The 12,962-nt window shown below is 44.5% G+C and carries 4 protein-coding genes; 1 reads left to right on the forward strand and 3 read right to left on the reverse strand.

The annotated features are described in order from the left end of the window. Positions 1-6,123 (forward strand): alpha-amylase (locus L4C39_RS15795; RefSeq protein ID WP_429746838.1); only part of this gene is annotated, 6,123 nt, incomplete at its 5' end. A 152-nt stretch (positions 6,124-6,275) separates the two neighbouring features. Here the strand turns inward: L4C39_RS15795 and L4C39_RS15800 are convergent. The 3 genes from L4C39_RS15800 to L4C39_RS15810 all read right to left on the reverse strand — a co-directional run bounded on the left by L4C39_RS15800 (position 6,276) and on the right by L4C39_RS15810 (position 12,804). Further along, positions 6,276-7,607, reverse strand: coding sequence for a sigma-54-dependent transcriptional regulator (locus L4C39_RS15800; RefSeq protein ID WP_261889824.1), 1,332 nt, complete (start codon positions 7,605-7,607; stop codon positions 6,276-6,278). Next, positions 7,600-10,116: a PAS domain-containing sensor histidine kinase gene (locus tag L4C39_RS15805; RefSeq protein WP_429746841.1), complete on the reverse strand. Its 2,517-nt coding sequence runs from the start codon at positions 10,114-10,116 to the stop codon at positions 7,600-7,602. Before L4C39_RS15805 ends, L4C39_RS15800 begins: the two co-directional genes overlap by 8 nt. A gap of 237 nt (positions 10,117-10,353) precedes the next feature. Continuing rightward, the gene (locus L4C39_RS15810; RefSeq protein WP_429746843.1) at positions 10,354-12,804 is read right to left on the reverse strand and encodes a HEAT repeat domain-containing protein; all 2,451 of its coding nucleotides are present in this window, start codon (positions 12,802-12,804) and stop codon (positions 10,354-10,356) included. Between the last annotated feature and the right edge of the window lie 158 nt (positions 12,805-12,962).

Raw genomic sequence — 12,962 nt, forward strand, 5'->3', positions numbered from 1 at the left:
TGGAGTGATGCGGATGAAGCACGCTTAGGGACCAATCCACTTGGTGCGGCCAGTAAACCTGCGGATCTGGATGGCGACTTGATTGCCGACAGTGAAGACGGCGACCGTGATGGCGACGGCGTCGACAATGCACAAGATGCGTTCCCAGATAAYAAAGCAGAAAGCCTCGACTCTGATAAAGACGGCACAGGTAATAACGCGGATACCGATGACGACAACGATGCCTGGAGTGATGTCGACGAAGCGCGTCTTGGTAGCGATCCATTAAGTGCCGCCAGTAAACCTGCGGATCTGGATGGTGACTTGATTGCCGACAGTGAAGACGGCGATCGTGATGGCGATGGTGTCGACAATGCTCAAGATGCGTTCCCAGACAATAAAGCGGAAAGCCTTGATAGTGACAAAGACGGCACGGGCAATAACACGGACACGGATGACGACAACGATGGTTGGAGTGATGCGGATGAAGCGCGTCTCGGTAGCGATCCATTAAGTTCTGCCAGTAAACCTGCAGATCTGGATGGCGATTTGATTGCCGACAGTGAAGATAGCGACCGTGATGGCGACGGCGTCGATAATGCTCAAGATGCGTTCCCAGACAATAAAGCGGAAAGCCTTGATAGTGACAAAGACGGCACAGGTAATAACGCGGATACCGATGACGACAACGATGGTTGGAGTGATGCGGATGAAGCGCGTCTCGGTAGCGATCCACTTGACGCGACAAGTAAGCCAATGGACCAAGATGGCGATGGTGTCATTGATAGTGAAGACGCATTTCCTTTGGATCGCTTTGAGACTCGCGACAGTAATAAAGATGGTTGGGGGGATTTTGCATCCAGTGATGATGATGGTGATGGGACACCTGATTCCATTGATTTGACGCCTGCGGGAAGTTCTACTTCTTCTCCTACTTATAGTGAGGCATTGATTTACTATAAGCGCAAAGACAGTAACTACGATGGATGGGGATTACACCTTTGGGATAATGAAACTTGCAATGCCGTTGAAACTGTCACTGAATGGGATGCTCCTTATACAGTGACAGAAGATGCTGGAGAGCAAGGGGTATTATTTAGAGTTGCAATTAAACCTGAAAACAATGGCTGTCTGAACTTTGTTATTCATAAAGATGACGAAAGAGCATTGGGTGACGACGATCTTAAAGTCGAGCTATATAAGAGTAATATCGTTTATACATTGGATGGCAATAATACCGCGTACTATCGACCGCTGACCGAGGCCCCAGTAACACTAAGTGGCGCATCTGCCCATTGGTTAGCAGTGGATAACATTGCTTGGAACATGATTGATGGTGCAGATAGCTATCAGTTGTGGACTAACCCAAATGGCACTGCTGATCTCTGGATGAATCCGAATGGCACCATTTTTCTAGGTAACCCAGATGGATTCACCAAGCTTCCTTTAGATCCAAGTGGCACACTGGATGATGCGCGTTATCCCCACCTTAAGGGTAGAGCGACCTTTCAAACGGAGATTGGTTCTGAGCAAGCAAAATCACTATTAAAGCAGCATCCTATTGCCGTCGCACTTGATGCAGAAGGAAAACTACTAGCTGCGACTCGAGTTCAGTTCCCGTTTGTGATAGATGAAATCTATACTGCAAGCAACGATGATGCGGACGAAGCGCAGTTGGGATCATGGATTGAAGATGGTCAAAGCCAATTCCGCTTGTGGGCTCCGACAGCGAATAAAGTAGAGCTTTATTTGTATGATGAGCAGAAAACGCCATTAGAACAATCCCCAGTTGTAATGAATGAAGATACAGCAACGGGGATCTGGTCTTTTGACGGCGATGTTGGATTACAAGGTAGTTTCTATCGTTACCGTGTCCAAGTCTTCCATCCTAAAACCAATCACCTTGAGTGGATGACAACGACGGATCCATACTCTGTCTCTTTAAGTACATCAAGCCGTTACTCTCAACTGGTTGACTTGGCTGCAAGTGAAACTAAGCCTGTTGGCTGGGACTCACAAGATATTAAGCCAATTGAGAAGCCCGAAGATAATATTATTTATGAGTTACATGTCCGTGATTTTAGTGATTCGGATGAACAAGGTACTCCAGCTTATGATGGTAAATATCTAGCATTTACGGAAGAGGAACGAGACAGCGTTAAGCAGCTTAAATCATTGCGTGAAGCTGGTTTGAATACTATCCACTTACTGCCAACATTCGATATCTCTTCAGTCGCAGAGGAGGAAGCGAAACGGATCGATTTAAAGGACGACATCAATAAATTGTGTCATGCCGACACTGGGCTTAAACCTGATGCTCAGATCTGTAGCAGGGCGGATAGCGGAACGATTGCTTCAGTATTAGAGAGTTTGGACCCTGCAACAGGCGATGCTCAGATGCTGATGTTAGAGCTTCGTGGTATGGATGGCTTTAACTGGGGTTATGACCCTTATCACTATACCGCACCAGAAGGCAGTTACGCTGTTGAGAGCGACGGAATGCCGCGTATTCGTGAATACAGAACAATGGTGCAGTCCTTACATAACATGGGTTTTCGTGTAATTCAGGATGTGGTGTTTAACCATACAAATGCATCTGGACTGTATAATTCCTCTGTGCTCGACAAGGTTGTTCCTGGCTATTATCACCGATACAACCCAGATAACGGCTATATTGAAAGCTCTACTTGTTGCGACAATACTGCGTCAGAACACCGAATGTTTGAAAAATTGGTCGCAGATAGCTTAGTCACTTGGTCAAAAGCGTACAAAATCGATGGTTTCCGTTTTGATTTGATGGGGCACTTGATGAAGTCCAGCATCGAAAAAGCCTTGGCTGAAGTTAAGAAAGTGGATACCGATACATGGTTTTATGGTGAAGGTTGGGACTTCGGGGAAGTTTTCCAAAATGGGCGAGGTGTGAACTCTTCTCAGTGGAACATGGCGGGGACAGGGATCGGCACTTACAATGATCGCCTACGTGATGCGGTGCGAGGCGATCACTCTGACCCTATGAATGCTACTCCAGGGTTTGCCAATGCTGGGGACCGTTTTGACAATATGGGCGGAAAAATGGATTTGATCCGCCTTGGTATGACGGGGAACCTACAAGAGTATCCAATTCCAACAACCGGTGGGCCAATTGTTCTAGGTCGCGATTACAATTTTGGTGGTCATGGCGCTGGCTATGCAGCTGACCCGCAGGAAGCGGTCAATTATGTTTCCAAGCATGATAACCAAACGTTGTGGGATATTAACCAGTATAAAGCGAAAGGAGATGTAACACCCTTAGATCGTGCGCGTATGCAAATTCTTGGTTTAGCGCCAGTGATGCTAGGACAAGGGGTTCCATTTTTGCATATGGGAACTGAATTGTTGCGTTCTAAGTCAATGGAACGTAATAGTTACGATTCAGGGGATTGGTATAACCGAGTTGATTTCAGCAAGAAGACCAATAACTGGAATGTTGGGCTACCTTATGAAAAAGAAGACGGCGCAAACTGGGATTGGATTAAAGCGATTATTGCTAATCCAGAGACTCAGGTTACCTATGATGAAATAAGTTGGGCTGACGCGCGCTTTAAAGAGATGTTAAGTATTCGCTCCGGTAGTGAGCTGATGCGTTTAGGTCAGACTGAGCAAATCTTAAAGCGGGTTCGGTTCCATGCTCTAGGCGATAAAGCAAGGCCTGGAACCATCGTCATGAGTATTGATGATGGTGTTGCTGTGGGTGACGATCTCGATCCAAATAATCAAGCATTAGTGGTTGCCATTAACTCCAGTATTTGGGAGCAGAGGGTTGCTATTCCTGGTGCTGATGGTTTTGAACTGCACCCAGTACTTAAGGCCGGTAACGATGAGCGTATTATCGCAGCTCGTGTTGATGGTGGAGAGTTGGTTCTCCCAGGCCTGACTGCAGTCGTGTTTGTCAAACCTCAAGTTGCAGAAGAAGGCCAAGGGGCCGGAATGGATGTAGGCCCATTAAATGAAGCTATTTACCTACGCGGAATCTTTAATGGGTGGGATACTTCACTTGAAATGAGCTATAAAGGTTCGGATCGATATGAAGCAGAAATAGAGTTAGGAGCAGATAGCAGTTACCAATTTAAAATAGCTGCAAGTGAGTGGAGTGCGCCACATCCTCAATATAATGGCTTTAACTTAAATGTCGGTGAAGGCTCATACTCTTGGGATAAAGAAGCAGATGGAAATCTAAATATTTCGATCATTAGCGAAGGAAAATATCGATTTGTGTTGGATCTGAGTGATCCAAATAAGGCGAAACTCGTTGTGATTGCACCGGAAGGTGCGGATGTGATTTCTGCTCCGCCATATGGTGATGAAGCTATTTACCTACGTGGTACTCTGACTGATTGGGACGACGGCAGCCAGATGAGCTATATCGGGGAGGATAAGTATTGGACTCAGATAACGCTTCAACCCGGTGATTATGAGTTCAAGCTAGCCTCTGATGATTGGAGCACAGTGAAAATTGAATTTAGCGATTTGTCACTAGGAGCGAGTGGGTTGACATTAGAAGATTCCGGAACTGATAACCGGGTTCTTATTAAGGTGACAGCGCCAGGGCAGTATGAGTTTGAATTTGATGCTGCGAATCAGATTTTAATAGTGAAACCGATTGAGTCTGAAGTGGTAAATGGCGTTATGATGCAGTACTTCCACTGGTACAATAGTGAGAAAGATGATCTGTGGATTAAAGTTGCAGACCAGGCTCAGTCTTTAGCTGATAAAGGTATTACCGCACTCTGGTTACCACCAGCGTACAAAGCGATGAAACGTGATGATGGTACGCTAGGAGTAGGTTATGCGACCTACGATCTCTATGATCTCGGAGAGTTTAATCAACAGGAAACTGTTCGAACTCGCTATGGTGATAAAGATCAATATCTTGCCGCTATAAGCAGTGCACATACCGCTGGGGTTAAAGTTTACGCTGATGTGGTTCTTAATCATAAGATGGGAGCCGATGACGTTGAGCTTGTCGATGCCGTTCGAGTTGATAGAAACAACCGCAACACAGAAATTGGTGAAAAGCAGGTGTCGGCTTGGACTCGATTCAATTTCCCTGAGCGAGGACATACTTACTCTGACTTTGAGTGGCGGTGGTATCACTTTGATGGTGTTGATTGGGATCAGGCAGACAGTGAAAGCAGTATCTTTAAATTCAAGGGGGCAGGTAAAGCTTGGGACTCTCAAGTGAGCGACGAATATGGTAATTATGATTACCTAATGGGAGCAGATCTAGATATGGATCATCCTGATGTCGTTGCTGAGCTGAAGAAATGGGGCGTGTGGTACACGAACTTTGCCAACCTTGATGGATTCCGCTTAGACGCTATCAAACACATTAAGAAGGATTTCTTCAAAGATTGGATTGATCAAGTTCGTAGGAAAACGGATAAAGCTCTATTCACGGTTGGTGAGTACTGGGATTATGACATCGGCACTCTTCAAGGTTACCTAAAAGATACCGGTTATCGTATGTCACTGTTTGATGCGCCGTTGCATTTGAACTTCCACAAGGCATCTAAAGAGTCTGGTGGCTACGATATGGGAAGCTTATTGAATGGTACTTTAATGCAGTCGAATCCTGCTCAGGCGGTTACTTTAGTTGAGAACCATGATACTCAGCCTTTACAAGCGTTAGAGTCACCAGTCGAAGATTGGTTTAAGCCATTAGCTTATGCATTTATCTTACTTCGTGAGGAAGGTTATCCGAATATCTTTTATGCTGACTACTATGGGGCAAGTTACAGAGATAAGGGTAAAGACGGTAACTTTTATGACATTACGTTGAAGTCTCATAAGGGGGTTCTGGATACATTACTCGATGTGCGCAGTACCTATGCCTATGGTACGCAACACAGTTATCTAGATACTCAAGATGTTATTGGTTGGACTCGTGAAGGGGATAGTCAACATCCAGGGGGTGTTGCTGTATTAATGACTGATAATAGCTATGAGGGTAAGAAATGGATGAAGATAGGCTCGGCTTACGTTGATGACTGTTACATTGATACCCTTAAGCAATATGATGTGACAGATAAAGTTTGTGTTAACGCTGATGGCTGGGCTGAGTTTAAGACTAAACCAGGCAGTGTATCGGTTTGGGTTAGGGAATAAGTTTATCTTAGGAATAAATCGTCAAAAATTTATTGTGGGATAATGTAATAAAGGCCTGCTAATTATTATTAGCAGGCCTGAACGTTACGGACTCAGAAAAACGTAGCTCGCTCGAGTTGAGGGCTGATTTAGGCAAGAGTAGGGCTACGAGACTACTCTCTTTCTAAAATTCGCTGAAGGCGAGGGCGGCTGATTTTTAAAATCTCACAGGCTTTGCCTTTGTGTCCTGCTACGCTATTTAATACTCGGTTAACATGCTGAAATTCGAGATCATGCAAGCTCAAAGAATCGAGTTCCGTTTCCGTTTCGCTCTCTTGTTTTAATTGAGGTTCAGAGCGAATGTCATCAAAGAGATCGAGAGTAAGGATATCTCCGGGGCAAAGCGCGACCGCTTTGGTTAATGTGTTTTCAAGTTCCCGTACATTTCCTGGCCAACCATATTCACATAATGCAGCCATTGCGTTCCTAGCGACTTTAGACACTTTTGTTCCAAGTTCTTTATTGGCCCTTCCAAGTAGTGCAGGAATCAACTCTTCTAAATCTTCGCGTCGTTCACGCAGAGGCGGTATATGAATGCGAACCACTTGCAGACGATAGAATAGATCTTCTCTAAACTGTTTTTCTTTTATCGCTGATTCGAAATCAATATTGGTTGCCGAGATAATTCGAGCGGTTGTCTTGTGCGAGGTTTTACCTCCGAGTGGGGTGTACTCTTTCTCTTGCAGTACTCTTAATAGTTTCGCTTGTATGATGGGAGAAAGCTCACCAATCTCATCTAGGAACAGTGTGCCGTTATTGGCGAGTTCAAATTTTCCTGCTTGATCAGAAATCGCACCAGTAAATGCGCCTTTTTTATGACCAAACATTTCAGATTCAAGTAAATTTTCAACGAGGGCTGCGCAGTTGAGCGCGACAAACGGCGTCTGTTTTGGACGTCCGGCTTTATGAATAGCGCGTGCAACCATCTCTTTACCTGTTCCAGATTCTCCGGTGATCATCACTGATGCATTCGTTAAGGCGACGCGGCCTATGGTCTTGTAGATCTCTTTCATCGCATGGGATGAACCGACAATAGAATGCCCGAGCGTTTTTGGAATAGTGACCGCATCTTGTTTATTGGAAGCGTGATATTCAAGTGCAGCAACGACGGCGTTATCAAGCTCATCAATATCGATTGGCTTATGAATATACTCATCGGCACCTTGCTGCATCGCTTGGATGGTACTGTCCATATCATGGAAAGCTGTAATCATAATGATGCGAGACTCAGGGCAAATAGCTTTGAAATCTGGGATGCCTTCGATGCCAGATTTACCTTCCATACGTATATCTAAAATGATGACATTCGGTTGAAACAATTTGGCGATCTCTACGCCATCATCGACGCAGTGAGCGACTTCTACAGCGTAAGTTTGGGATTGGTAATGAAGTTGTAACGTTCGGCTGATACCAGTGTCATCATCAACGATTAATAACTTATTCATGTGGTAACACTTCCTTTTTTGGGTTTTCCAACGTCGCTGTGATGACGGGGGCGGTCGGTATTCTAATTCTGGTTTGAGTGCCCTTGGGGCTGATAGGCGCAATCGAGACCTGCCCTTGATGAGCATCAATAATACGCTTCACAATCGCTAAACCTAATCCGGTGCCTTTTGCCTTGGTGGTAAAAAAGGGCTCAAACACTTTGTCGACTAAACAAGGGTCAATGGATTGTCCGTTATTTTCAATATCAATGAGTAATTGGGTATTCGAATCTGTGATCATGATATTGGATGTGATTGCCACCTTGGCGCTCTCTTCACCGTTGGTTTGAGTGGCTTGCATCGCGTTGAGTAAAACGTTCTGTATTGCTTGGCGCAGTTTAACTGGATCGGCGTATATGGTGGGCAAATTGGGTTGCAAGTTAGCCATTAGTTCAATACCTGATTGGTTGGCGATTCTCTGTTGGCTTGCGATGATGGTTTCGATGAGCTTATTCAAATCGAGCCATTCTGGTTTAAATTGATCTGGGCGTGAATAAGCGAGCAACTCTTCAAGAATGGCTTCCATGTAGCGCACTTGTTCGAGTGAAATAGAAAACATTTCATTATCATTATTGCGAGCTTGAATTTGCAGAACCATCTTAATTGAGCTAAGCGGGTTGCGAAGATCGTGAGCGATGGTATTCACGACTCTCCCGACTTCGGCTAATTTTTCATGTTGAATTCGCTCCGCCGCTTGGCGTTCGATTTCTTTCGCTAGACGTTTCTCTTCGGTAATATCTTGTTTTACAGCGACATAGTATAAGATTCTATTTTCGATATCTTTTACTGGCGATATTCTTGCTCGTTCCCAGAAGAAGTTGCCACTTTTCGTGACGTTATGGAATTCGCCATGCCACTCATTTCCTGATTTTAGCGTTTCCCACAAACTGTGGTATTCACTTTCTGGCATTTCTCCTGATTGCAAAAATTTCGGTGTTCGACCAATGACCTCTTCACGGGAATACCCAGTTAATTCGTTAAATACCGGGTTTACGTAGACAATTCGACCTTGTATATCGGTAATCATGACTGAGTTCTGGCTGTTTTCTACAGCATGGCTGAGCTGTTGCAGTTGGTCTTGAGCCATCTTCTGCTTGGTTACATCCTCTCCTAGAAGCGTCAAACTCACCGAATTGTCATTGGACTCTGTGAACGTCGATGTCCAAGATACGAGGTGTATTTCGCCAGACTTACTCAACACGACACTTTCGCTGTGAGGCTGGTGGGTTTGCTGTTTTATCGCCTCTTTGAGCGCGTCTTCTGCTTGGTGTTGTAACTCCTTTGGAATAAAGCGTTCAATCCAACGATGCCCAACCACTTCGGTTCGTTGATAACCGACTAAGTTCAAAAAGAAATCATTACAGAAGGTGATTACGCCATAGGGATTAATACTGACAGCGGCGAGTTGAATGTTCTCTAGGGTTTGACGGAATTGTTGTTCGTACCTTTGTTGTTGACGCAAGAAGCGCGTTTGTACTCGGTAGCGTGAGAAGATCAGCGCCCCGAGAGTAACCAGCATGAATAGGGTGAAGTATACCCATATGTATTTGGTGGTGAATGCGATTCGCGAAAGGTTAAATCGTGATGTTGGGAACACGGATACAATCGTCCATGTACCGTTGTTGGGGGCGAGCACTTGATTATAGGTGTAGTAATTCTCTTGATTTAACATCTGCCCTTCACCTTGTTTTTTGATCTGCTCTAACGTGGCTGAAGGGATGTTACGTTGGTCATTGATCAAGAACTTGGCTTCACCACTGTCGGTTGGATTAATGACGGCAACGCCTTCAGGGTTAAAGAGATACACGTGATTGATGAAACTTGGGGCGATGGCGAACAATTTGTCGATCAGTTGGCGTCCTTTGTAATTGAGGATAATAGATCCTGCAAGCTGCTCTTTATTGGTAAATACAGGAGTGCCAACCCGGATTGTAGGATTGAGCGGTTGCTGAATTTCACCATCTTCAATATTGAGATCCATTGGAGATATATATACTTGCCCTTGTGGAAGCTGAGTTGAGTGCTGCCAATAATAACGGTGAGCTTTGTTTTGGAGATCGCTTTTTTCGACAACGAATGTTTGACCATTGAGGTTGTTGACTCTTAACCGCTCCCACCCTTGGGTATCGAGAAAACGAATTTGATCGTAACTGCGGTTATTATCGCTGAGCTGAGTAAAATAATCAGTAAGGGCACTCATCGGCTGGTCATGAGTCGATAGAATTTGGCTTGTCACATAAGATAAATTTTTAGCATCTGCCGACATTCTAGTGAGGGTTTCCCCCAGAACTTCTTCGATGAGATCGACGATCACGCGCTCGTTATGCAACGCATATTGCTGATCATTTTCGACACTGAGTAGGTAATGCACACTCATTAGAATAGAAAGGGCAACATAAGCGGGGAGAAGCCACAGAAGTAGTTCAGCGAAAAATGCAGAACGTGTCGGTTTGTTATGATCAGAATCCATTACTGAATATAAAGCCTTAAACGTGGAGGGAGTGCGGGTTAAGCTAGTATAAGCAAGTAAAGACTCAATAGCTGAGGCGTAACCTCGACTCTACAAAAATAGTACACTAGCCATAGAAGTTATTGGCCGTGATCTCATTATCGGTAAGCACATCAGCGGAAAGCCCATTAATCGCGAGGGCAATACATCTCTAGGGTGTTAAACTGCGAAATTATTGCCCATCAGTTGCGATCTGAATTAACTCAATAATGCTCCCATTAATTTCACTGCATTGGGGTGCCGATGATCCTTGAGTGATGAAAGTTGTAGCCCTAAAACGTTCAAAGTGGCGATTTTATGTGTTGCCAATACCTTTTCCGCAATGCTGTTACACTCCTCATCATCAATCGCAAGATCGATTAGCGTTTCTAACTCGGTTGCAAGTTCAGCATCATCGTCTTTTTCTTCATTAAGTTTTGTATCATCAAATTTTGCATCAAGCCATGCTCCTAGTAGCTGCATCGATTTCTTACGGACACCTCCAGCAGGATCGCTTAACCCACGACGTAAAATTTGCAGCAAAGCAGGTTGATCAACTTTCTTAACCTTGGGTAAGTGAACTTCTATCGCATTCAAACTGCATAGGCGAACGTGTTCGTTTTCATCAATCGCACCAATAAACAGTAAAGGTAATGCTTTGTTGCTTGGGATTACCGCTAGGAAGTGAGCAGCAGCTTGTTTTGAAAGTGAATCGCCATGGTGCATCACATTACCCGCAGCGCCTAAACCATTATTAGCCAGCGGATTACGTGGTTCTGCTTTTTTGAGTAGGGTCAGCGCCTGAAATATTTCGCGTAACTCGTTACTTTCCGCACCAAGAATAGCCTCGGTAAGCAGCTCTGCTGACTGTGGATTTTTCGATTGCCCCAGAGCTCGAATAGACAATACTCGGTTGGATGTTTTTGGTCTTCTTGCGATTTTTTTACGGTTTAAATCGAGGTTTTCAGCACTTTCAAAATTGTCTTTCACAATATCGGCATAGCCTAGCAATTCATCGTCGAGTTGCTCGACCATATCAGTGATCTTTTGTTGGGTATCATCATCTTGGCTTACTGGTGCTAGCGTTGCTTCAATGTTCGCTTGTTGAATAGATCCGAGGGTAGACGTTGGTGCGTTGACGATCGATTCAGGCTCTTGGAACTGTTCACCATATGTGTTGAGTAGGGCGGCTAAATCGTCTTCATCTGCTTTATCAGCTTGCTCATTGTCTGGTTGATGTTGGACAGGGAGTGCTGTGCTATTCATCTCATTTTCAGAACTCGTGACGACGACATCAATCGTATTAGGATAGGCCATCGCTCCAAGTAATGTCATTTTGATTAAATGCTGAAAGCTATCGACGGGTGTTTTAGCGATGACATACAAACATGCTTCACGCAGGCTACTATCATAAAATGGTTGCTCAGCCTGTTTGTCTTTCAGGTTTTGGCTATCTTGTTTGGTTAGAATCCTTTGTAAGACGGGCAGTGATGTAAGATGGTGATTCGGTAACTTAATCAGTTGACGGGTGAGTCGAGTTTTTTGGTGGAGCTCGATTTTATGGTCTTCTATAACGTTAAGAACGACTTGAACTAAAGTGGCTTGCTGTTCGTCGGTAAGCTCAGGAATCGCAGAGTGATCGTGCTGTATTACATTGAGAATTTCATTCAGTAGCGAAGGATTGGTTTGATCTGCTAAGCTAATGATCCACTCCAAATCAATATCGGTTAACTGGATATTAAGTCCGCGTATTAACTTAAGCAGTTCGGGTTGGGCATCGGCCTGAGCTGTTTTGATGTAACTGATTAAGCGGCTTCCATCAATATTGTCCATTCCATTTAAGGTTTGAATACCAAGAATGGCACAGCGCTGCACACTGGCGTTCGAATCGCTCATGCACTTTACAATATCCCAAAAGTATTCAGTGGCGTTTCGCTCACATAGCGCATTTATCGCGATTTTTTGGATTTCGGCGTCTTGGGATCTGAGTTGTTTGTATAGAAATGCTTTTGCGCTTTGTTGATCGCTACAAGTGAGTGCTTTGACCAACTTTCTGGTCGTCATAGGGGCGGACTTTTCTAGCTGTTCAATCACCCAGTTGATGTTGATTTTCGCGATGCCCTGATAAATCTTCGCGGCTAACTCAGGCTCTGGATCTTGCTCAAGAATGTCGAGAAATAGAGTGAAATGGCTCTCTTTAATGTGCTCCGATAAACTATTAACAGCGCAGAGCTGAAGATCCCACCAATCATCCCAGTCGGAATCTAACCCCCAATCGTTGTTGTCTTGTCTTCCTAGTGCAAACTCATGAAAAAGGGCTTCAACGCTTGGGGTATTGATGTGCGGAGCCAAAGCCTTTAGCCCTGCAATTCTGGCATCGCCATCAGGATGGTGACGGGCGACATCTTCTAAACTTGGAATATCACCTGAACATAATGTCTCTAGTGTATTAGCACAGTCAATGACGACATCTGGATCTTCGTGGTACAGGCAGTCATTTAACGCTTGAGTCGCTTCTTGGATTCGTGCTCGATTCAATGCTTGGGCGCTGTAACAACGCTGTGCCTCATCACCAGTACGAAGTAGCTCGATAAGGCTATCGATCGCACTCTGTTCTGCATCACTGCGAAGCAAAGTCTCTCTATTGGCATCAATGTTTAAATCTTGCATGCACACTTCCTTTTATAGCGGATTTTGTTTCCTACTGATCGTAGGCATTCTTTTACTTCATTACTGGTTCAATTAGCAGGATCTATGCCTAGTTAGGTTTTAATATTATCTGCTTATAAATCAGAGGTATAGAAGGAAGGTGATGATTAATTGATAGA

Origin of the sequence: Vibrio clamense, assembly GCF_050337905.1 — a bacterium.
GTDB lineage: Bacteria > Pseudomonadota > Gammaproteobacteria > Enterobacterales > Vibrionaceae > Vibrio > Vibrio cortegadensis.

Coding starts and splice junctions, on each gene's coding strand:
- L4C39_RS15800 (WP_261889824.1), bottom strand. CDS start 7,607: ATGAATAAGTTATTAATCGTTGATGATGACACTGGTATCAGCCGAACG.
- L4C39_RS15805 (WP_429746841.1), bottom strand. CDS start 10,116: ATGGATTCTGATCATAACAAACCGACACGTTCTGCATTTTTCGCTGAA.
- L4C39_RS15810 (WP_429746843.1), bottom strand. CDS start 12,804: ATGCAAGATTTAAACATTGATGCCAATAGAGAGACTTTGCTTCGCAGT.